Origin of the sequence: Pseudoalteromonas sp. M58 (genome assembly GCF_042604605.1) — a bacterium.
Lineage (GTDB): Bacteria > Pseudomonadota > Gammaproteobacteria > Enterobacterales > Alteromonadaceae > Pseudoalteromonas > Pseudoalteromonas tetraodonis.
The window spans coordinates 1,354,750-1,377,322 of the sequence record NZ_CP152390.1 but is presented as its reverse complement, the minus strand read 5'-3'; the positions used below and the strand labels follow the sequence as shown (position 1 = coordinate 1,377,322).

Genomic DNA, 22,573 nt, shown 5'->3' with positions numbered 1-22,573 from the left:
ATAGATTATTCGACTGAGTTAGCCTCCACCAAAAAGTGTACTTAAAAGAACGGTTATTATTGATTAAGTTTTTTATTAATAATTTATGGGAGTACCTTGCGGTACTCCGATACAAATCACATTTTATAAGCTCAAAAGGAGTCATAAATGTTAGCCTTACAAAATACCGCGGGTATCGATAACAACTTTTGATGCAAACTCTGTTTTATCCGCCGCTTTAAATTGTTTATGATCAACCAATACTACAACGACATTTGCTTGCTCTAGAGCACTTTCTAGCGACACTAAACTAACATTTTTATCTGCTAGGTTGGCTGGTAGCTCTGCAATGTTTGGCTCTACCGCAAGTATTTCACCAATATTTTTTGCTGCTAATTCTTCAACAATATTTAATGCCGGACTTTCACGAAGATCGTCAATATCGGCTTTAAATGAAAGGCCTAAACATGCAATAACTGGTCGTTTAAATTCATCAGCGGCTTTTGCTACTTTTTCAATTACGTAAAATGGTTTTGCGTCGTTAGTTAAGCGCGCTTGTTTAATTATTTTTGCTTCGTCTGGGCAGCTTGCAACAATAAACCAAGGGTCAACCGCAATACAGTGGCCGCCAACACCTGGGCCTGGATTTAAAATATTTACACGCGGGTGACGATTAGCAAGCTTAATAAGCTCCCACACATTAATTTTTAATTTGTCACAAATGACCGACAATTCATTGGCAAAGGCAATGTTTACATCGCGAAATGAGTTTTCGGTTAACTTAGCCATTTCAGCAGTACGGGCATTGGTAATAATACACTCGCCGCGTACGAAAGTTTCATATAACTTAACCGCTTTTTCGCTACATGCTTTGCTCATACCACCTATAACGCGGTCGTTTGATACCAGCTCCTGTAATACATAACCAGGTAATACACGTTCTGGACAATGCGCAATGTTAATGTCGGCGGCATCGCCTTTATCTTGTGGGAAAGTTAAGTCTGGGCGCGCTTCACTTAACCAAGCGGCTAGTTGCTCCGTTGCACCTACAGGTGAGGTGCTTTCTAAAATAACTAAGTTACCTTTTTCAAGCACTGGGGCAATCATTTTTGCAGCCGATTCAATATAGCTTAAGTCGGCACTGTGGTTACCACTTTCGCTGTGAATAAATGGTGTAGGTACAGCTACCATAAACGCGTCGGCTTTTTCTGGCGTTGTAGTCGCTCTTAAATTACCAGTAGATACTACGCCACGAACTATTATGTCGAGATCAGGCTCTACTATGTGTATTTCACCGGCATTAATGGTATTAACTGCTTTTTCGCTTACGTCTAAACCAATTACTTTCATACCACGCGATGCAATAACCGCTGCAGTTGGTAAACCTATATAGCCTAAACCAACAACTGAAACTGTTTTAATTGTCATTACTAAATCCTTGAAAAAGTTTTAAACTTTATTTTAATCTTTAAAGTGTTGCTTAATTTTAGCCACAATGCGCTCACACGCTTTACCATCACCATAAGGGTTATGTGCACGGCTCATTGATTGATATTCTTGAGCGTTAGTGAGTAAGTTATTTACTTCACTCACAATGCGAGATTTGTCTGTACCTACTAATTTAACTGTACCTGCTTCTACCGCTTCTGGGCGTTCTGTAGTATCACGCATAACAAGTACAGGCTTACCTAGGCTTGGCGCTTCTTCTTGTACGCCACCTGAGTCGGTTACTATTATGTGAGCTTGATTCATTAAGTACACAAATGGTAGGTAGTCTTGCGGCTCGATTAAATGCACATTATCAACATTTTTTAATATGCGGTTTACCGGTTCGCGTACATTAGGATTTAAATGCATTGGGTATAAAATTTGTGTATCTGGATGCGCGGTTGCAATTTCTACTAACGCCTCACAAATTCGCTCAAAACCGCCACCAAAACTCTCACGGCGGTGCCCTGTTACTAAAATAAGTTTTTTAGTTTCATCGAGCTCTGGAAACTTAGCTTTTAATGTTGCGATTAAAGCGGTATCAGTTTTTACCTTATCAACCACTTGTAGTAATGCATCAATAACGGTGTTACCAGTAATTACGATATCGTCAGCATTTACTGCTTCGTTGAGTAAGTTTTGCTGTGATGTTTGCGTTGGTGCAAAGTGTAGCTTTGTAATAGCGCCAGTGAGTTTACGGTTACCCTCTTCCGGCCATGGTGAACTTAAGTTACCTGTGCGTAAACCCGCTTCTACGTGCCCTACTGGAATTTGCTGATAAAACGCAGCTAAGCTTGCAGATAAAGTCGTACTTGTATCGCCATGAACAAGGACTAAATCTGGTTTAAACTCTTCAAGAATAGGTTTTAAACCTAACAAAATATTTGTTGTTACATCGTATAAGCTTTGACCCGGCTTCATAATATTTAAATCGTAATCTGGTACAATTTCAAACAACTCTAAAACTTGGTCAAGCATTTCACGATGCTGTGCAGTAACACATACTTTTGCGTCAATACCTTCTGCTGCATTTAGTGCTTTAACAAGTGGCGCCATTTTTATTGCTTCAGGTCGCGTACCAAAAATACTTAATACTTTAATAGCCATGATTTCCCTTAATTTTTTACTAACCGGTTTTGCATAACTTTATGCATTTGCCATTAATTGCTTAACGCGCTTTGTAAATTCATCACCCATTAGGCTTGATTGCATTGCGTACTCTACATTTGCAAGCATGTAACCCAGTTTTGAGCCGCAATCGTGTGACTTACCTTTTAAATGGTACGCTTCAATTGTTTCAAGATGACGTAACTGCAGTAATGCATCTGTTAATTGTATTTCTCCGCCAGCCCCCGGAGGCGTATATTCGAGTAAATCCCAAATAGCGGGTGATACAACATAGCGCCCTGTTATGGCTAAGTTACTGGGTGCTTCGTCATTGTTTGGCTTTTCAACCATATTGGTAATGGTTGCATTTTCGCCAGGCGCAATATTTTTACCTGCCAAATCAACCACACCATAGTTGTGCACTTCCTCATGAGGGACAGGTTCAACCATAATTTGATTATGTTGAGTACGTTCAAATTGGGCGATCATTTGCGCTAGGTTATCAACCTTAAGATTTGACTTATATTGATCGATAATTACATCGGGCAATAAAATAGCGAATGGGTTGTTGCCTATAATTGGGCGTGTTTCAAGTATTGCGTGGCCTAACCCTAATGGCGCCGATTGACGAACCGATATAATGCTTACATCACGTGGGATTATTGAACGCACCTCTTCTAATAGGCTGCGTTTTACGCGCGCTTCTAGGGTGGCTTCTAGTTCAAAGCTAGTGTCAAAATGGTTTTCTATAGCGTTTTTAGAAGCATGAGTAACCAGTACAATTTCTTTAATACCGGCTTTTACTGCTTCGTTTACAACGTATTGAATGAGGGGCTTATCGACTAATGGAAGCATTTCCTTTGGCGTTGCTTTTGTAGCTGGTAACATACGGGTACCCAAGCCTGCAACAGGCAAGACTGCTTTTAATACTTTCACTTCAATTCCTTTTATAGTTACTTTTGGTTATAACGTAGCTGTTTATAAATGTCGCTTCGAATAGCGAGTTTTAAGCGCTACTAACCATATGGGCGGCTATTATACACAACACATATAATCGCTCAATATAAAAAGCAGCCTTTTTGATTGTTTTAGGTTAATTTTTTGTTAACGGTTTATTTTTGCTTTTTTTGTAATCTATCAATTTACTTCCAATGGGAATATAATGGCTTTGTTAACATTTTAGGGATGGGCTTTGTGCGCGTTGGAATTTGCATCATTATATTAGTGTCTTTTTTTGCTTGTGCACAAGACATGCTTTTGCATCTGCGAAATAGCGATATAATAAGCCGTGCCAAACAGTTTTACGGCGATGCAGGCCACCAACGAATAAAAACGTGGCTGAGTTTTATAGATGACTCTGCCGATAAGAGCGAATGGCAAAAAATTCATTTAGTTAATGATTTTTTTAATAAGCATATAAAGTACAAAACCGATGACGAACTTTGGCAAAAAAAAGATTACTGGGCCACCCCTCTAGAAAGCCTAGGTGTTGGCATGGGTGACTGTGAAGATTATGTTATTGCTAAATATTTTACTTTAATCGCTTTAGGTATCCCCGAAGATAAAATACGCTTTATGTATGTTCGCCAGCGTACGGTTAATCAACCACACATGGTGCTTATATACTTTGAACAACCAAACCAAATACCGTTGGTGCTTGATAACTTTAATACAAAATTAGTGCCTGCAAGCAATCGGGGCGATTTAAAACCTATATACAGTTTTAATGGCCAAGGTTTATGGTTAGCCAAATCGAAAGGGTTAGGTAATAAGGTTAAAAATAGTCGTGGCGTTTCTGCTTGGAACACTATGCTTGAACGAATTGAACAAGGTGAGCTTGCCCCCGCCGCCGGTAACAATAAAGGAACTAGTAGTTATGTCTCGAATATTTAAATATGGATTGAGTTTAAAAACTCAAGTATATGGCTTGATCATATTAATTTCGGTTATTTCATTTTGTGTACGCGTTATTACCGATGTGGATACAACCCGTAATTATTTACAAACGCAAATGGCCAGCCATGCGCAAGACACCGCTACCAGTTTAGGGCTTTCTATATCTCCTTATTTAGAAGACGACAGCCTAGTAATTGCCGAAACGATGGCAACCGCTATTTTTGACTCTGGTTATTACAGCCAAATTAAATTTACCGATGTGCAAAATAATATAGTGTTTGAGTTACAAAACCCTAAACGCGTTGAATCTGTTCCAGGTTGGTTTATTAGTGCTGTTGAACTGAGTGCACCTACTATGCATTCTGAAATAAACAATGGTTGGATGATGGCAGGCACACTTGATGTAACCAGCCATACTGGGCAATCTTACCTTACATTGTGGCAACACACACTCCGCAGCTTATATAGCTCATTTTTGCTATTAGCAGCATCACTGGCTATTGCATTTTTAATTTTACGCGCAGTATTTAAGCCGTTAAAAGCAGTAGAAGACCAAGCCACTTTAGTTACTCGAAAACGCTTTACCTTAAATAAAGAAATACCAGTAGCACGGGAGCTTCGCACTGTAACCCAAGCCATAAATAACATGGTTATAAACTTACAAAGTACGTTTGATTCGCTGACCAAACAAACACAAGCGCTTACTGAAGAAGTATACATAGATTCGTTAACGGGGTTGGGTAACCGTAAGTCGTTTGAAAACCACTTTAATTCTGTTGTAAATAATATTACTGACGATACGCCAATTACTGCGATGATGCTTACCCTACCCTCGTTAAATAATATTAACCAAGTGGTAAGCTACCAAGATGGTGATCAGCATGTGCTTGATGCTGCTAAAATACTTAAGCATGTTGCCGATGAGCTACCAAATTCAACTATATTTAGGCTTAATGGGGGTACGTTTGTATTACTGGCCCCATATGACGTTTTATTTTTAAATAAAGCCCGCTTAGACCTCATTGATAATTTAAGTCAAAAAGAAAACAGCTTACATATAAACGGTTACGCTAATTTAGCGATTGTTGGTGTTGAGCAAGGAGCGAGTTTAGGTGAAGTGTTATCGCTACTTGATACTGGTTGCACTATAGGTGAAGACACTACGTTTGATAAAAACGATAAAGAGTCATTATTTAGTGTTAACCAATGGCGTACCTTAATTAAGTCGATTATAAATGCTGGCGAAGTGAGTTTTTCGGTGCAACCTGTTAAACAAGCTAATAAAACTGATTCTCAGTGTTACTTTGAAGTATTTGCTCACTTTATTCATGAAGGTGAAAAGGTAAATAATGGCCACTTATTCGCGATGGCTGAAAAGTTAAATTTAACCGAAGAGCTCGATAAAAAAATTATACGTAGCTTTGTTGATATAAAAGAGCACTACCCTAATGATGTGTTTGCGTTAAATATTAGTAAGGCCTCATTGTATTCAGCCGACTTTATACAATGGCTTACCCTTTACTCGCACACTAAACCGGTAATTAAAACAAACTTAGTGTTTGAACTACATGAAATTGGTTTGCTTTATAACGTGCATGTTGCGTCTTTACATATAGATGCAATTAAAGAGCTGGGTATTAATGTGTGTATTGAACACTTTGGTACTAGCTTAACATCGTTTAGGTATTTACAAGGTCTTGATATTGAGTACGTTAAAATTGATGGTAGTTACATTCAAGATTTGGTAACTAACCCGCAAAGTCAATTTTATATTCAAACAGTTAATAATATTTGTCATGGCTTTGGTATTAAAGTTTTAGCCTGTTTAATTGAAAAAACCGAGACTTTAGAAATACTTGAATACCTAGGATGTGATGGGGTACAAGGTAATTTAATACTGCCACCATCAAAAATTATTAAATCTAATGAAAATGGCGTAAATAAAGAGTTTACTTTTTGCACCGATGCGCTAAAATTTTGCAATTAGTACTCAACCAAGGGACGAGAAATGAAAAAATTAATTTTAGCTGGCTTAGTAGCTAGTGCGTCTGCTCTAACTGCTTTGCCAACCTATGCACAAACGGATAATAATGCTGTGGTTCAAGAAGTGAGCATAAATAGCATTATTGATATTCTTAATAACGTAACAGCAGATACTACGCCAGAGCAATTACGCGAAGATTTAGTAGAAGCGATTAAACGTATTTGTAAAAATAAAGAAAAAATCAAGCTAGACGAAAAACTGCTTAATGGCGCTTGTGGCGCTGCTGATATAGATGCAATGGTTGCTGCTGTTGTGGCACGTTTTGGTGCAGACAATCCATTAATTTCTGACTTTTTAGCTGCTCTTTCGGATGCTGGTTTAGATACTGATGCAATTACCCTAGCAGCAATTACCGCAGGTGTTGATGCAACAACCGCTTCTGAAGCAACTGCTGCAGGTCCTGGTGCGGGTCAGCCTGCTCCGCCAGTAGGCAGCTTACCAACATTACCAACACCTCCAGGTTCTGGTGGTACAGGCGGTGATAACGGTATATCTGAAGTCGGTAACTAGTTTTTACTATTAGTATATTCAAACGCAGCCAATTGGCTGCGTTTTTACTTTGTTTGAGTTTATTTTGAATCGTTTTATATTTTTTCTTATTTGTCTGATCCTTTTTTTGCTTCCCCTTCCTTTAGGTAGTTATAGGCCTTGGGCAATTTTAGCTATTGGTATTTTAACTAGCTTTACCTTTATTACTCACTTGGCAAACAGTGTTTTAAATAACCACCAAGCACTTTTCCCTCCTCGATATACTTGGCCGTTATTTACTACCTTAGGCATTGTGGCTTTAGTGTGTGGAGTTCAGTTATTTGGCGTGAGTGTTGATGCTTTTCAAACCAAACAAATGTTATTAAAAACCAGTTTTTTAATAATGTTGAGCTGGTTAATATTTAATTACTGTAATAATGTAAATCGTATTAAAAAATTAATTTACGCCGTTATTTGCGCCGGTGTTTTTCAGGCTTTGTATGCTAGTTACTTAAACTTATCGCCCGATATTGTTAGCCCTTTATTTGGCTACAAACACACCGACAGAGCGATTGGTACTTTTACCTATTCTAACTTTTTAGCTAACTATTTAGCGCTGTGCTTATGCTTAGGCATTGGTGCTTTAATTAGCGAACTAAAACGCACTAACAACGGCTACAAGCCTACTTTAAAACAAACCTTACGTGCTTGGGCTGAGATTATATTAAGCTCTAAAATAATTTTGCGTATATCGCTAATTATTATAATTGTGGCGCTTATTTTAACCCGTAGTCGCATGGGTAATTCGGCCTTTTTTATCGCCTTAATTATAGTGAGCTTACTGGCGCTGTTTGTTTATAAACAAAAGCCTAAGGCATTTAAGTTACTGATTGTGAGCTTTTTTATTATCGATTTAATCATCATTGGTGCCATTTTCGATGTAGAAAAAGTAAAACAACGTATTAGCGAAACCAGTTTACAATCGGAAACTCGCGATGAAGTTGTACGCGACTCAATCCCACTAATTTTAGATAACCCGTTATTAGGCTCGGGCGGCGGTACTTTTTACACTGCGTTTCCTGCATATCAGTCTGAGCCCTACTCTGGTTATTACGACAATGCGCATAACGATTATGTGCAATTTGCAGTTGAGCTGGGTATTCCTGCAACGGCGTTATTGGGGCTGTTAGTGGTTTATTGTTTATGGTTATGTATTAATACTATGCGAACGCGCAAAACGGCCCTTTATCAGGGTGTGGCGTTTGGTTGTGCTACAGCTATTGTGGCAATGATGCTGCATTCGTCGGTTGATTATTCGCTGCAAGCGGGGGCTAATTCGATGTTGTTTATAGTAGTGTTATGTTTAGCTTTATTAACCAATAAGTTGCCAGCACCAAAAAGGATTAAAAAACGGCGAAGTGAAAGTTAACGGGTTGCGGGGAGCGGGTTACGAGCCTAATCCCGAAACCCGTAGTTCGCAACCCGCCGTGAGCAAGCTCTAACACCTAACACTTCATCCAGTTATATCATTACAATAAGATCTTAGTGATTTATTTACCACCGAGGGTTGGAGAAAAAAGAGAAAGTGACTAAATACAAACGTTATGAGCATTAGAAAAGTAAAAGGTATTAGGCTTTTTGCTTTGTATTCTCAGTGCAGCGTGTAGCGCCTCGGTGTCCTCTGTGGTTCAAGAATAAAGGTTTTAAATAAAGTTAACGGGTTTCGAGCTTAATCCTTCACCCAGTACTATTATTACAATAAGAACTTAGTGATTTATTTACCACAGAGGGTAGGAGAAAAAAGAGAAAGTGACTAAATACAAACGTTATAAGCATCAGAAAAGTAAAAGGTATTAGGCTTTTTGCTTTGTATTCTCAGTGCAGCGCGTAGCGCCTCGGTGTCCTCTGTGGTTCAAGAATAAAGGTTTTAAATAAAGTTAACGGGTTTCGAGCTTAATCCTTCACCCAGTACTATTATTACAATAAGATCTTAGTGATTTATTTACCACCGAGGGTTGGAGAAAACAGAGAAAGTGACTAAATACAAACGTTATGAGCATTAGAAAAGTAAAAGGTATTAGGCTTTTTGCTTTGTATTCTCAGTGCAGCGTGTAGCGCCTCGGTGTCCTCTGTGGTTCAAGAATAATTTTTATGTTTTGGGTTTAAGTGATTTATTCACAAAGAGGGTTAAGAGACGCTGCGCTTTTAGTTATTTAGCCCGTAACTCGAAGCTCGAAGCTCGTCGCCCGTCGCTCACGACATCAAAGAATGCCGCGACATAAAGTCGCTGCTACACGTCGGCAATAATATCAATTTAAAACCTATCGCCTGTTCAAATTTACTGCTCTTCTAAATCAAATTCGGTGGTGTGGCCGTCGCCGTGTATGAGCTGGTAACGGTCTAAATTACCGCCTTTGAGAGTAACCAAACTAATAGCCGAATCACTTACTAGGTACTTTTGCCCTTTGCCTTTAGTTTGGTGTTTGTCGACTTCCATATGCCAGCGTTTAGTAAAAAAGTTAAGCGGACTTTTAGGGCCATATAAAATGGAGTCGAGCTTATCAAGCACATTTATTAGCTTACGCGGGAACTCGTTTTTAATGCCACTAGCTGTGAGCTGCCAAATTCTGTTGGGGTGATCGCCAAAGCGCTTTTGCACTGAAAAACAAAACGAATAATGCACGTCGCCTGATAAAATCAGCGTTTCATTTGGGGTGTCGGTACGTCTAAATGTGTCGAGCAGTTTTTTAGCTGAGCCCTCATGCGCCATCCAGTTTTCTACATCAACCATAAGCGGTTGCCCACACATGTTAAACACCGCTTGAATCGCCTCTATTGATTTGACTCCAAACACCGGTGCGGGCGATACAATAATGACTTGGTCATGGCTGAGTAGGCTTTCTTCAAGCTCAGTGAGACGCTCCCAATCTAACAAGCCTGAGGGTTCATTAAAGTTCTGCTCGTTACGCCAGCGGTGTGTTCGGGTATCAAGCACCACCACTTTAGGAATAGTTGTTAGCTCATAATGCCAATGGTTAAAATCGTTTAGATGTTTATCAAATGCTTTGAATTGCCATTGCTTATCCCCAGCTAGACTTGTTGTAAATGGAGTAAGTAGCGCACCAGTTTTTTGCAGTGCGTCGTTCCCCATTCCCTGAAACAGCCAATAGCTTGCTAAGCCATTATTTACAATACGCTTGCTACTGGGGTTTTGATTAATGGCTTGCTCCCACCCGGCGGTGAGGTTCCAATCGTCGGTTACATCGTGATCGTCAAACATCATTAAGGTAGACACATTGGCACATAATCGCTCTACCTCAGCTAAGCCTTTAGCGTAATCAATGAGTGTGGCTTTTTCTGTGCTAAACAATGCTTGGCTTTTTTCGTTACCGCCTGAGTAATTTAGCTTTGATAAGTCAACATATTGCCACGCGGTACTACTAAAATTAAGTAAATACAGTGCTACAAACTCTTCAAAATGAATAAGGTGGTTATACGCTTTTACGCTAGAAAAATGCGGCTCGTCTTTTTTTAACCAGTAACCTATGCCTAATTTAGAGCGCTTTTTCCATGAGGTGGTAGGGAGTAAATGATGGCGGCCATAAAGCTGTTGGCTAATATCGTCGGGTAAATCCAGCGCAAGCGCTTGCTCTTTGTAAATGCCTAATTGCTCAATGAGTTGATGGATAGCTAATAACATAGGCCCTGCTACATCGTCAGCATATACCTGATCGCCCGAGAGCAATAGCAACTGCGCCCCTTGTTGATTATTACTGCGTTGAGTAGCTTGCCACTGACTTGAACTAACTAGGCTGTCTTTTGCGGGATGATGTGCATTGCGACATGAGCCATGCAATATTTGCGTCAGTCTTTTGGGGATCACAAACGCAGGTAACGCGCCATCATTAAAACTAAACGCTGATAAATCAACAGGGCTATCATCAAAAAACAGCTGATATTGTAGTAATATATCGCGCGGGAACTGGCTGTTTATGGGTTTAATAACTATGAATTGTAAAAATAAATGTTCACCCAGTCTAACGCTGTTTTGTTCGCTATAGCATTCGTAACCCATTAGCTCTATACGGCCGTTTACCTGCTTTGAGGTAGCAAACTGAATACAAACTGTGGTTTTTTCTGCTCGGCGCACCATAGGCCCCATAAGTAACAGCGGGTGTTGCACCGAGAGAGTCGTCATGAGGTTAGCCTTTAGCTGCTAATTTAAATAAAGAATAAAAATTATCGGTAGTAGCCTTTGCCAACTCGTTAAAGCTAATGCCTTTTAGTTCACTAATATAATAAGCAACGTCTTCCACATACGCTGGCTGATTAGTTTTACCACGGTACGGCACTGGGGCTAAATACGGCGAGTCGGTTTCAATAAGCAGTCTATCAAGTGGGATTTGTTTTACCACTTCTTTAAGTTCTACCGCATTTTTAAAGGTTACAATACCTGAAATAGAAATATAAAAACCCATATCAATGGCTTTTTTAGCCATATCCCAATCTTCGGTAAAGCAATGTAATACCCCACCGCAGTTTTCTGCTTTGTGTTCACGCATTAAATTAATGGTGTCGGCACGTGCGTCGCGGGTATGAATAATAAGTGGCTTTTGTAATTCGTTGGCTACTTCAATATGGCCAACAAAGCTTGCTTGCTGCACTGCGTGAGTGTCTTTTGCGTAATAGTAGTCAAGTCCGGTTTCGCCAATGGCCACTACTTTGTGGTGCGAGGCTAAATCAATTAATTGCTGTTTGTTGAGCGCGTCTTTTTGATCAAGCGGATGTACACCACAGGACGCTGATACGTCGTCGTAATGCTTAATTTGCTCTAGCATGTTAGGGAACTGATCAAGTGTGACGCTCACACATAAAAAGTGTTCTACTTTTTTGGCACGGGCGTTATCAAGTACTTGGTCTAGGTTTAAATCGAGTTTATCAAAATCAAGACGGTCTAAATGGCAATGAGAATCTACAATCAAAATAAGGCCTGTTTTTACTACATGGTATAAGTTGGATTGCCGGAGTTTAACATAGTCCCCAGCAGTTTTTCGATCTTCGCGTTTAGGTTTGTTTTATCATCTAAAAAGCTAATGCCGATCCCCGGAGGGTTTGAGCTTTGTGCACCTTGCGGAGTGATCCACGTAACTTTGCCGGTGACCACATCGTCTTCTAAGGCATCAGGTAAGGTTACTCGTAAAGCGAGTGAATACCCAGGCTCATAACGCATATTGGTGCGTACAAATAGCCCCCCTTTTTTTAAAAAAGGCATGTAGCAGCGATATAGTTCGTCAAGGTCATCTATATCAACTAATAGCTCTTGCATATCTAATCCTTTTTATTGGTTGCGTAATGTATACGCTAGTCGTGATACCGCAAGCGGTAAGTTTAGCCCAAGAATTTGTATGTTATTTTGTAAAAAATCATTCAAGGCTTGCTGTGCAACTTGGTAGGCTTCAAAACTCATGCCGTTTAAAAGCTGCTGTTTTAGCTGCTCACTTAAAAATAAGGTAAAAATACGAACAAGCTCAGGCTGTTTATTTATTATATCGACTAACGCATTGAAATTATGGCTTTGTTTAAACTCAGTTGCAAATTTATAGAGTGTATCAATGCTTTCTAGCTGATTTTGCTGTTGCCACTGCTTTACTTGCAGGGGTTGACTGTAAAACAATGATAACCATGGGTAGTTAGGCACATCTAAAGAACTTAGCCACTGCTGTGCTAGCTGGCTATTGGTTACTTTGACCTCAGTTTTAGCACAGCGGCTTAAAATAGTCGCTGGTAATTGTGCCACTTGGCTGGTTGTGAGAATTAAAAACCGGCTGTTACTTGGCTCTTCTAAGGTTTTTAATAATGCATTTGCTGCCGCCGTGGTCATTTTTTCGCAGTTTTCAATAATCGCCACTTTGTTGCCATTTTGCGCCGCCGACTGGTGCATAAAATCGCTTATGCCGCGTATGTCGTCTACACCTATGCTTTGCCCTTCTACTTGGGTAACGCGTTTATCTGGGTGCGTCCCAGCTAGATTTAACGAGCAGCTTTTACACTGCCCACACGGCGTTAACACGCTATTAGGTGCACTCAACTGCGATTGTGTATTGTGACATAACAAACTGTTAGCTAATTGATCGCTTAGCTCAAACTTGCCTACCCCAATAGGCCCGCAAAATAGCTGCGCGTGATGAAAGCGCTGCGCTTTATAGCTTTGAGCTAAACGTTGTTCTACATCGTTAAGCCATGGCAATGCCATATTATTTTAATCCTGAAAAAAATGTGCGCAGTACATTGGTAATATCACGGTGTACTTTATCAATACTTTGGTTAGCATCAACGGTTTTAATGCTTTCATCATCGTTTGCCAGTTCTATGTAACGCATACGGGTGCGCTGAAAAAACTCAATGGCTTCTTGTTCAATTCTATCGAGTTCACCACGCCCTTTTGCCCGTTCAAGACCAATAACAGGATCAATATCAAGGTAAATGGTTAAATCGGGTTTTAATCCTTTTAACACCATAGAGGATAACGACGCTAACGTGTTTGCACTAATTCCGCGTCCACCGCCTTGATACGCCTGTGACGATAAATCGTGACGATCAGCCAATACCCATTGCCCTTGTTCCAGTGCTGGGTTTATTACATTGTGCATTAGCTGTGAGCGAGCTGCGTACATAATAAGTAGCTCAGTTTCAAAGGCGATTTCTTCTTGATGCTCTGCTTTTACTAAGGTACGCAACGATTCAGCCAGTGGTGTGCCACCGGGTTCACGCACATTAATAAAATCAATATGATGATGGTTTAAAAAGTTTTGGCACAGGGCAATAGCGGTTGATTTACCCGCGCCCTCTAGGCCTTCTATAACTATAAATTTTGGTTTCATAAACACTAATTCTTTTTATTTAAAATATACCGGTTAACCGCCGCATTATGTTGCTTTAATGTGGTTGAAAACTGATGGCTGCCATCGCCTTTTGCTACAAAGTAAACATACTCGCTTTTAGGCGGGTTTACCGCGGCTAAAATCGCTTCTTTGGATGGCATGGCAATTGGCGTGGGCGGTAATCCGTTAATACGATAAGTATTATACGGTGTGTAATTTCTCAAGTCTTTACGTTTAATATCACCGTCAAAATCTTCGCCTAGCCCATATATTACGGTTGGATCGGTTTGTAAGCGCATATTGGTATTTAATCTATTTATAAACGCCGATGCAATTAACGGACGCTCGCTGGCAAGCGCGGTTTCTTTTTCGATAATAGAGGCCATGATCAGTGCTTCATAGGCGGTATCGTAAGGTAAATCACTTGCCCGTTGCTGCCAAGCATCAGCCAACGTTTGCTGCATTTTTTGCGCAGCACGTTTTAGTAAACTGCTGGCAGTATCATTGCTATGGTAATGATAGGTATCGGGGAATAACCAACCTTCTAGATGGGTTTGCTTACCGATTATTTGCTCGCCAAGTTGCTCAAGTTTTAAATCGTTTTGTAAGTGTGTAGAAGTACTCAGAGTATTTAAAACATCTCTAAGTGCTTGGCCTTCAATAATGGTAAAGCTAAAGCTAATTTGCTGACCTTGATTTATTTTTTTGATGTTATTAAGCACGCTATCTGCGCTTAGCTCGTACAAGCCTGCTTTTAAATCGGTCAAGGTTGGGTCGAGCTTGGCTAATATTTGAAAACGCCAACAGTCTTCTACCCACTGTTGTTGCTGCCATTGACGGCACAACTTATTAAAGCCGGTGCCTTTTTTAACTTCAAATTGGGTGTTATTGGCTATCTGTAATGGCGTTTGAATGGTTGCCTGTAGTTGCTGGTAGCCAATCACTGAGCTAAAAAAAGCCAGTAATAATACTGATATTATAACTTTTAACATTAAGCCTCCTTGGCTACTGTTAGTAATGACTGACTGTGAGCAATATCAAAACAGTGCTCGCCTATGCTTTTTACAGGCACAATTTTCATTAAACTATTACATACAAATACCGCGTCTGCTTGGGTAAGCTCATCAACGCTGATAGTTTTAAATTCAATTGCTAATTTATCACATAAAGATTGCAGAAAAACACCTTTAATGCCGCACTCATCAAGCCTGGGGCTAATTACTTTATTATTTTTTATTGCAAAAATATTAGCCGCTGAGGTTTCAATTACATTGCTGTTGTAGTCAAGTACAAGTGCATCATCACTTTGCTCGGCTTGTAGGGCATTTTTAATCAATACTTGCTCAAGCCTATTTAAGGTTTTAAGCCCTGCTAAGTGCGGTTGTAAAGCCAGTTTAATTGGGCTAATAGCTAAACTAATTCCTGTTTCGCGTAAGCTGTGATAATGCGCTGGATAAGGTAAAACACTCACAATAATGTTTAAATTACATTCGCTTGGTGGCGCATAGCCTCGCCCGCCCTCGCCACGTGTTACCACTATTTTAAGAACCGCTTGAACCTGTGATGCTATTTGCTGAGTAATGTGCGACTCAAGTGCGATAAACTCAAGCGCCGGAAACCCTAAACGCTGCGCGCATTCAATTAAACGCGCTTTATGATAAGCCCAATGCTCAACCTGTCCATGAGTAATAATTGCGGTTGTAAAAAAACCATCGCCATAGTTTAAGCCCCTATCGCGGGTACTTATGCTACTGGTTTCACTTGCTGTTATTATTGTTTGCATATTTTTTTACACATAAAAAAACCCAGTTAAACAACTGGGTTCTTATTGTCGTTCGTTGTTAAAAAAGATTATACCTTTTTAAACAGTAACGAGCCATTAGTACCACCAAAACCAAATGAGTTACACAACGCGTAATCAAGTTTGGCGTCTCGCGCTGTGTGCGGTACGTAATCTAAATCACACCCTTCATCTGGGTTGTCTAGGTTAATCGTGGGTGTTACTTTTTGCTCGGTCAACGATAAAATAGACACTATCGACTCAACAGAGCCCGCTGCACCTAGTAAATGACCCATCATAGATTTAGATGAGCTTACCATCACATCTTTCGCTGAATCACCAAAAATGGTTTTAACCGCTGAGGTTTCGGCTTTGTCACCCGCGTGAGTAGACGTACCGTGTGCGTTAATGTAGCCAACTTGCTCTGCATTTACTTGCGCATCGTTTAATGCGTTTTCCATAGCCAGTGCTGCACCTGCGCCGTCTTCTGGTGGCGAGGTCATGTGGTAGGCATCGCCACTCATGCCAAAGCCAACAAGCTCTGCATAAATTTTAGCGCCACGTGCTTTAGCGTGTTCGTATTCTTCAACAACTACTACACCAGCGCCATCAGAAAGCACAAAGCCATCACGGTCTTTATCCCACGGACGAGACGCTGCTTGTGGGTCGTCGTTACGCGTTGAAAGCGCACGTGCGGCATTAAAGCCACCCATACCAATTGGCGTACACGCTTTTTCTGCGCCACCAGCAACCATTGCATCGGCATCGCCGTAGGCAATCATTCGCGCTGCATGGCCAATATTATGCAGACCTGTGGTACATGCGGTTACAATTGAAATATTAGGACCACGCAAACCGTGCATTATTGATAAGTGACCCGAGATCATATTAATAATGGTAGACGGTACATAAAACGGCGATAACTTTCGTGGACCGCTGTTTAGTAATTTAATGTGGTTTTCTTCGATTAGGGTTAAGCCACCAATGCCTGAACCTACCGCTACACCAATACGGGTTGCGTTTTGCTCTGTTACTTCGAGGCCTGAATCTTGAAAAGCTTGAACACCCGCTGCAATGCCATACTGGATAAATAAATCCATTTTTTTAGCATCTTTTGGCGACATATAAGCCGATGCATCAAAATCATTGATTAAACCAGCGAAGTGAGTACCAAATTTTGATGTATCAAAGTGGGTAATATTTTGAATACCACTTTTACCATCTAATAAGCCTTGCCAGGTTGATTGCACATCATTGCCTAGCGGCGTCAACATTCCTAAGCCAGTTACGACGACACGACGTTTAGCCACGGTTTGCCTCCAATAAGGAATTATTATTATACCAATTAACTTAGCTCAGTTTATTTCAGCGTTAACGCTGTTGCTAGTTATGTTATTAGTATTGGGGATGATCATACCCAAGCTACCTCAAAGTGCGAGTCTCAAACCAATAACCAACGCTGAGCAATAACAACTTAATTGCTGATGATAGGTGAGGGTTTGGAATTGAATCATGTACTTTGAGGTGGTTTGGATATAAAGATTAAAGGCAGCGGATGCTGCCCTTAATTTGCGATTAATTACTCAGCGTGAGCTGTAACGTAATCGATTGCAGATTGTACTGTAGTGATCTTTTCAGCTTCTTCATCTGGGATCTCAGTGTCGAACTCTTCTTCAAGAGCCATTACTAATTCAACAGTATCAAGAGAGTCTGCACCTAGGTCATCAACGAATGAAGCTTCGTTTTTAACTTCTTCTTCTTTAACACCTAGCTGTTCGATGATAATTTTCTTTACGCGTTCTTGGATATCGCTCATTCTTCTTTCCTTTATTAAAAACGCCAATGCGTTATTTTCAGATTGCGGCGTAGTTTACGTCCGATAATTCTCTGATTCAATCTTTTGACCATAAATAATTTGCTGGTCAAACCTCTTGAGTGTTTATTTTATCTTTTATCGCTTATTTTCACAGCGATTTCAAGTATGTTTAAAGCAAGTTTGCGAAAAATTCAATATTTTTTAGCAAACTCATTGGTAATTTGTGGTTTAACTATTTCGCATTGCGAAGCTAAACCATGTACATCGCACCATTTACATGCAAAGTTTCACCTGATACGTACGCAGCGGCGTCAGATGCTAAATAACACACAGCTGCTGCAATCTCATCTGGCTGGCCTAAACGACCCGCAGGTACGTTTGCAAGCGTTGCTGCTTTTTGCTCATCTGTCAAATCATCCGTCATGTCTGTTTGGATGAATCCCGGTGCAACCACGTTAACAGTAATACCACGAGAAGCAACTTCACGCGCTAATGATTTAGAAAAACCGATAACACCCGCTTTAGCGGCCGCGTAGTTCGCTTGGCCAGCGTTACCCATAGTGCCCACTACTGAGCCAATATTGATAATACGGCCGTTCTTTTTCTTCATCATTGGGCGAAGTACCGCTTTAGATAAACGGAAAATAGAGCTTAAGTTGGTGTCGATAATATCGTCCCACTCACTCTCTTTCATGCGCATTAATAAATTATCGCGCGTAATACCGGCATTATTCACTAAAACATCAATATCACCTAAATCAGCTTTAATTGCCGCTAATGTTGCCTCAATTGACGCAGGATCGGTGACGTTAAGCGCATAACCCTTACCGTTATCACCTAAGTATTCGCTAATTTTAGCCGCACCTGACTCGCTTGTCGCTGTGCCCGCTACCTTTGCGCCTTGTGCCACTAAGGTGTTTGCAATCGCTTTACCAATACCACGGCTAGCGCCGGTGATCAGGACAACTTTGCCCTCTAAAGAAAATAAATTACTCATATTATATACTCTTATTTAGCTGTATCGATTGATGCAAGGTCGTTAACTGAGCCACACACCATCGCTTTATCAATGCGTTTTGCAAGTCCTGTTAATACTTTACCAGGGCCAAATTCATAACTTTGCGTTACGCCTTGTGCAACTAATGCTTGCACTGTTTCAGTCCAACGAACTGGGCTGTATAACTGACGTACTAATGCGTCTTTAATTGCATCGGCTGAACCTTCAGCTTTTACATCAACATTATTAATTACATCACACTTAGGTGAATTAAATATTAAAGCCGCTAAATCGGCGGCTAATTTTTCAGCCGCAGGTTTCATAAGTTCACAATGCGACGGTACGCTGACCGATAATGGTAGCGCACGTTTTGCGCCGGCTTCTTTACAAGCTACTGATGCTCTATCTACTGCATCTTTATGACCGGCAATAACCACTTGGCCTGGCGAGTTGTAATTAACCGGTGAAACAACCTCACCTTGTGCAGACGCTTCACATGCCGCTTTAATTTCGTCATCACCTAAACCAATAATAGCGGCCATAGAACCCACACCCGCAGGGACGGCTTCTTGCATGTATAAACCACGGTTTTCAACCAGTTTTACGGCTTCACTTAGGCTGATCACATCGCTACATACTAGTGCTGAGTATTCGCCTAGGCTGTGACCTGCCATGACAACGTCTGCATCTGGATTTGCTGCTAACCAATGACGGTAAATAGCAACGCTTGCTGTTAATAAAGCAGGTTGAGTACGGTGAGTTTGATTTAGTTTTTCTTCTGGACCGTTAAGAACGAGATCTGCTAGGTCGTATCCTAGTGCGGTTGATGCTTCTGCAAATGTGGCTTTTACTATGTCTGAGCTTTCAAGTAGCTCGTTTAACATACCCACAGTTTGCGAGCCTTGACCTGGAAAAAGAAGTGCAATTTTTTGTGCCATAGTTTGCTCTTTTAATTAAACAAAATAAATAATGTATAACACGGCACATCAATTTACTGATTGGCCACCGTGTCTTTAGAATGTGTTTTTTCGAAGATAGCAGCAATTTTATCCGGAAGTTGACGTTCTACTTCTTTCACTGCTTCGTCGATTGCGGCATGAAATGCTTTAGCTGAGGCATTTCCATGGCTTTTAACAACAATACCGCGCAATCCTACCAGAGAAGCGCCGTTATACTGGTCGGGGTTCACTCTTTTATAGAGTTTTTTTATGATTGGCGCCAACATAAACGCCATGCACTTATAAACAACGTGTTTTTCGAGGGCACGGGTGAACTTTTTCATGATAAGTTTGGCAATACCTTCGCAGGTTTTAAGTGCAACGTTACCGACAAACCCTTCACAGACGATAACATCGGCTTTGCCAGAAAAAATATCGCTACCTTCGCTGTAGCCAATATAATTAATCAGCTCGCTTTGTTGCATTAACTGCGCGGCTTGCTTAATTTCGTCGTGACCTTTGATGTCTTCGGCGCCAATATTTAATAAACTGACTTTTGGGTTATCACACCCGAGTGCTTGTCCTGCCACTACCGAACCCATAATGCCAAACTGATACAGCATTTGCGCATCACAGTGTACGTTGGCACCTAAATCGAGTAAGTAAACAGGATTTTTTCGTTCAGTGGGTACAGCCGATATGAGTGCGGGACGTTTCACTCCTGGAAGCATTTTTAATACGTAATGCGCCATAAAAAATAGCGCCCCAGTATTGCCAGAGCTAACACAGGCTTGCGCTTCACCCGATTTAACTAAATCAAGGGCAACACGCATTGAGGAATCTTTTTTTGAGCGTATAGCAACAGCGGGTTCGCAAGCATTGGTGACAACGTCATTACAATGGCGAATTATTAATCTGGGATGAGAAAGTGAATCGAGTGATTCTAATTGTTTAGCTATTACTTGCTCGTTGCCACATAAAATCAGTTTTAAGTTGGCATTAGCATTTACCGCGGAAACGGCTGCGGGGATAGATGAACGGGGGCCATAATCGCCCCCCATCATATCTAACGCTATGGTTAGATTGGTCAGCATATAAGCAATCTCTTAGTTAGAAATTACTTGAACGCCTTTGTAGTAACCATCTGCAGTCACATGGTGACGACGATGAGTCTCACCAGATGTTTGGTCTACAGTTAAAGTTGGACCACTGATCGCATCGTGTGAACGGCGCATGCCGCGTCTTGCACGAGACTTTTTGCTTTTTTGTACAGCCATAGTCTTCTCCTAAGAATCTTTCTTAAGTTGTTTCAAAATATCAAATGGATTTGGTTTATCATCTTCCGCCTTTAAAACACCAAAGCTGGCAGGCTCTGCTGTATAACTGCATGAAGCTTCGTTGTGGGTAGGCACTAATGGCACTGCTAAAATAAGTTCGTCTTCGATTAACTCAAATACGTCTATTTCACCATTTTCATCAAGTGCTACTTCGTCGTAGCTTTCTGGAAGATCATCTGACTCTGCATCCAAACCGACTGGCGAATACACAAAGTCTTGATCCAAATCCAACCCTAAATCACCATTACAACGTTGACAAGTGACAGTTACGTGTGTGGACAAATTGCCACTAATCACAACTAAACCTTGCTCATCGTTTTTGCAATGAATTTTTACCGCTATTTCACCTACTTCTTCCTGGATAACCCCTCGTAAACGAGGAAGTTTCTCAAGCGGTACAATGCCGTCATACTTTAAACGGTGTTGCGCTGCTTTGCCCGGATGAAGGGTGATGGGAATTTTCACCTTTTGCATAGGGGCTGCATCATATAGATAGTTAGTGGGTTAGTCAAAGTAAAAAACCAATTTTACGTTGTTTTTCACGTGTTTTACTCACGGATCTGATTTATCCTAACTCAATCTGATTTACGCTAGGAAAACATGCCATGAAGCACTCTCTTATATTAGCCTCAAGCTCGCCTTTTAGGCAGTCTTTATTACAAAAATTTAATCTGCCTTTTGAAACGTTTTCGCCCGATGTTGACGAAACGCCTCACAGCAACGAAACACCTAACGATCTTGTTAAGCGTTTAAGCGAACTAAAAGCCGCAGCTGCGGTCGAGCATTTTGACCAAGGCTTGGCGATTGGCTCCGATCAGGTTGCTGTATTTAATGACCAAGTATTAGGTAAACCACACAATAAAGAAAACGCCATGAAACAACTCAGCTTATTTAGTGGGCAAACGGTCACTTTTTTAACTGGCTTGTGTGTGTACGATATAGACACTAAGCAAAGCAAAACCCTTGTTGAGCCCTTTAATGTCACTTTTAAAACGTTAACAACGGCGCAAATAAGTGCTTATTGTGATGCAGAGCAACCTTATAATTGTGCAGGAAGTTTTAAAAGTGAAGGCTTGGGTATTTGCTTATTTGAAAAACTAAACGGAGACGATCCAAATAGTTTAATTGGTTTACCACTCATTAAACTCAGCCAATTATTGGCTGAGTTTGGCTTAGATGTATTAAGCGCTCAAACTAACTAAGTAAAAGTTGTTGCAACTGCTGATAGTTGTCAGCTGTTGCAATAGGCGTAAACTCGTTTAATTGCGCAGCGTTGTGCACGCCCATGGTTACCCCTAGTCTATCCATACCTGCAGCTTTTGCCATTGCCATGTCGATTTGCGTGTCGCCTATCATCAATGCTTCGTCGGCGCTTATAGCCAGCTCTTCAAGTAGTTGATAGAGCATATCAGGAGCTGGCTTTGATTTGGCGTCGTCGCTGGTACGCGTAGCACTAAAAAAATGACGCAGCTGGCTCTCATCCAATAAACGCTCCAACCCTACCCGACTTTTACCTGTGGCAACCGCCAATATTACGCCTTGATTTTTTAACCCAGAGAGCACCTGTTCAACGTGCTCAAATACCGGTGTTGGGGTGGTATCAAGCGCATACTGCTGTTTATAACCTGCAATAAGCGCTTCGTGATGCTCACTGTAATCAGGAAACAAGCTCGCTATTGCGTTTTCAAGCGACAAGCCAATAATATTTTTACTGGCAGTATCGCTCGGCGGTTCAATATTGAGTAACTGCGCACTTTTGCGGATACAATTAACTATTTTGCTAATTGAATCCATAATGGTGCCGTCCCAATCAAAAATCACCAGCTTGTAGTTTTTCATGCT

Annotated in this window: 23 protein-coding genes; 5 read left to right on the top strand and 18 right to left on the bottom strand. The window is 40.8% G+C overall.

Features of this window, described 5'->3' with window-relative positions; genetic code table 11:
* Nucleotides 1–156: 156 nt before the first annotated feature.
* Genes wecC through galU form a run of 3 tightly spaced genes read right to left on the bottom strand, consistent with a single transcriptional unit; the run spans nt 157 to nt 3,510 of the window.
* Entirely contained in the window at nt 157–1,407 is a 1,251-nt protein-coding gene (gene wecC, locus AAGD16_RS06370; protein ID WP_090492899.1) for a UDP-N-acetyl-D-mannosamine dehydrogenase, read from the bottom strand.
* A 33-nt stretch (nt 1,408–1,440) separates the two neighbouring features.
* The gene (wecB, locus tag AAGD16_RS06365; protein WP_377114359.1) at nt 1,441–2,574 is read right to left on the bottom strand and encodes a non-hydrolyzing UDP-N-acetylglucosamine 2-epimerase; all 1,134 of its coding nucleotides are present in this window, start codon (nt 2,572–2,574) and stop codon (nt 1,441–1,443) included.
* 39 nt (nt 2,575–2,613) lie between these two features.
* Nucleotides 2,614–3,510, bottom strand: a complete 897-nt coding sequence (gene galU / locus AAGD16_RS06360) for a UTP--glucose-1-phosphate uridylyltransferase GalU (RefSeq protein ID WP_377114356.1) — start codon at nt 3,508–3,510, stop codon at nt 2,614–2,616.
* 258 nt (nt 3,511–3,768) lie between these two features.
* Between galU and AAGD16_RS06355 the strand changes: the two genes are divergently transcribed.
* The 4 genes from AAGD16_RS06355 to AAGD16_RS06340 all read left to right on the top strand — a co-directional run bounded on the left by AAGD16_RS06355 (nt 3,769) and on the right by AAGD16_RS06340 (nt 8,411).
* Complete coding sequence (locus AAGD16_RS06355) at nt 3,769–4,467, top strand: transglutaminase-like cysteine peptidase (RefSeq protein WP_029609966.1); 699 nt, start codon at nt 3,769–3,771, stop codon at nt 4,465–4,467.
* The gene (locus AAGD16_RS06350; RefSeq protein ID WP_377114353.1) at nt 4,451–6,457 is read left to right on the top strand and encodes an EAL domain-containing protein; all 2,007 of its coding nucleotides are present in this window, start codon (nt 4,451–4,453) and stop codon (nt 6,455–6,457) included. The genes AAGD16_RS06355 and AAGD16_RS06350 overlap by 17 nt, the downstream gene beginning before the upstream one ends.
* A 21-nt stretch (nt 6,458–6,478) precedes the next feature.
* Nucleotides 6,479–7,024, top strand: coding sequence for a hypothetical protein (locus tag AAGD16_RS06345; RefSeq protein ID WP_013464705.1), 546 nt, complete (start codon nt 6,479–6,481; stop codon nt 7,022–7,024).
* A 64-nt stretch (nt 7,025–7,088) separates the two neighbouring features.
* Entirely contained in the window at nt 7,089–8,411 is a 1,323-nt protein-coding gene (locus AAGD16_RS06340; protein WP_377114350.1) for an O-antigen ligase family protein, read from the top strand.
* 909 nt (nt 8,412–9,320) lie between these two features.
* Here AAGD16_RS06340 and AAGD16_RS06335 read toward each other — a convergent pair.
* The 14 genes from AAGD16_RS06335 to yceD form a co-directional block, all read right to left on the bottom strand.
* A complete protein-coding gene (locus AAGD16_RS06335) occupies nt 9,321–11,180 on the bottom strand; it encodes an alkaline phosphatase D family protein (RefSeq protein WP_377114347.1) in 1,860 nt (619 codons plus the stop codon).
* A 4-nt stretch (nt 11,181–11,184) separates the two neighbouring features.
* Nucleotides 11,185–11,964: a TatD family hydrolase gene (locus tag AAGD16_RS06330; RefSeq protein ID WP_013464702.1), complete on the bottom strand. Its 780-nt coding sequence runs from the start codon at nt 11,962–11,964 to the stop codon at nt 11,185–11,187.
* Between the two features lie 17 nt (nt 11,965–11,981).
* A complete protein-coding gene (locus AAGD16_RS06325) occupies nt 11,982–12,308 on the bottom strand; it encodes a PilZ domain-containing protein (RefSeq protein ID WP_008109887.1) in 327 nt (108 codons plus the stop codon).
* Nucleotides 12,309–12,320: 12 nt separating this feature from the next.
* Entirely contained in the window at nt 12,321–13,235 is a 915-nt protein-coding gene (locus AAGD16_RS06320; protein WP_013464701.1) for a DNA polymerase III subunit, read from the bottom strand.
* A gap of 1 nt (nt 13,236) precedes the next feature.
* Complete coding sequence (gene tmk, locus AAGD16_RS06315; RefSeq protein ID WP_368485526.1) at nt 13,237–13,863, bottom strand: dTMP kinase; 627 nt, start codon at nt 13,861–13,863, stop codon at nt 13,237–13,239.
* A 5-nt stretch (nt 13,864–13,868) separates the two neighbouring features.
* Complete coding sequence (mltG, locus tag AAGD16_RS06310; RefSeq protein WP_377114341.1) at nt 13,869–14,855, bottom strand: endolytic transglycosylase MltG; 987 nt, start codon at nt 14,853–14,855, stop codon at nt 13,869–13,871.
* The gene (gene pabC, locus AAGD16_RS06305) at nt 14,855–15,646 is read right to left on the bottom strand and encodes an aminodeoxychorismate lyase (protein ID WP_377114338.1); all 792 of its coding nucleotides are present in this window, start codon (nt 15,644–15,646) and stop codon (nt 14,855–14,857) included. The genes mltG and pabC overlap by 1 nt, the downstream gene beginning before the upstream one ends.
* A gap of 68 nt (nt 15,647–15,714) precedes the next feature.
* Nucleotides 15,715–16,953, bottom strand: a complete 1,239-nt coding sequence (gene fabF, locus AAGD16_RS06300; RefSeq protein ID WP_008109876.1) for a beta-ketoacyl-ACP synthase II — start codon at nt 16,951–16,953, stop codon at nt 15,715–15,717.
* Nucleotides 16,954–17,222: 269 nt separating this feature from the next.
* Nucleotides 17,223–17,459 carry an acyl carrier protein gene (acpP, locus tag AAGD16_RS06295; RefSeq protein ID WP_008109873.1) on the bottom strand — a complete coding sequence of 79 codons (237 nt, stop codon included), beginning with the start codon at nt 17,457–17,459 and terminating at the stop codon, nt 17,223–17,225.
* Nucleotides 17,460–17,709: 250 nt separating this feature from the next.
* Nucleotides 17,710–18,456 (bottom strand): 3-oxoacyl-ACP reductase FabG, encoded by a 747-nt coding sequence (fabG, locus tag AAGD16_RS06290; protein ID WP_013464697.1) that lies wholly within the window; start codon nt 18,454–18,456, stop codon nt 17,710–17,712.
* Nucleotides 18,457–18,467: 11 nt separating this feature from the next.
* Nucleotides 18,468–19,394: an ACP S-malonyltransferase gene (gene fabD / locus AAGD16_RS06285; RefSeq protein ID WP_033102705.1), complete on the bottom strand. Its 927-nt coding sequence runs from the start codon at nt 19,392–19,394 to the stop codon at nt 18,468–18,470.
* 53 nt (nt 19,395–19,447) lie between these two features.
* Complete coding sequence (plsX, locus tag AAGD16_RS06280; RefSeq protein ID WP_013464695.1) at nt 19,448–20,488, bottom strand: phosphate acyltransferase PlsX; 1,041 nt, start codon at nt 20,486–20,488, stop codon at nt 19,448–19,450.
* A 12-nt stretch (nt 20,489–20,500) separates the two neighbouring features.
* A complete protein-coding gene (rpmF, locus tag AAGD16_RS06275) occupies nt 20,501–20,671 on the bottom strand; it encodes a 50S ribosomal protein L32 (protein WP_008109865.1) in 171 nt (56 codons plus the stop codon).
* Nucleotides 20,672–20,680: 9 nt separating this feature from the next.
* The gene (gene yceD / locus AAGD16_RS06270) at nt 20,681–21,205 is read right to left on the bottom strand and encodes a 23S rRNA accumulation protein YceD (RefSeq protein ID WP_013464694.1); all 525 of its coding nucleotides are present in this window, start codon (nt 21,203–21,205) and stop codon (nt 20,681–20,683) included.
* A 131-nt stretch (nt 21,206–21,336) separates the two neighbouring features.
* Between yceD and AAGD16_RS06265 the strand changes: the two genes are divergently transcribed.
* Nucleotides 21,337–21,933 (top strand): Maf family protein, encoded by a 597-nt coding sequence (locus AAGD16_RS06265; RefSeq protein ID WP_377114330.1) that lies wholly within the window; start codon nt 21,337–21,339, stop codon nt 21,931–21,933.
* On the opposite strand, the gene AAGD16_RS06260 is transcribed toward AAGD16_RS06265, so the two are convergent.
* Complete coding sequence (locus AAGD16_RS06260; RefSeq protein ID WP_377114790.1) at nt 21,926–22,570, bottom strand: HAD-IA family hydrolase; 645 nt, start codon at nt 22,568–22,570, stop codon at nt 21,926–21,928. The two genes, AAGD16_RS06265 and AAGD16_RS06260, sit on opposite strands and share 8 nt — an antisense overlap.
* Nucleotides 22,571–22,573: the final 3 nt, after the last annotated feature.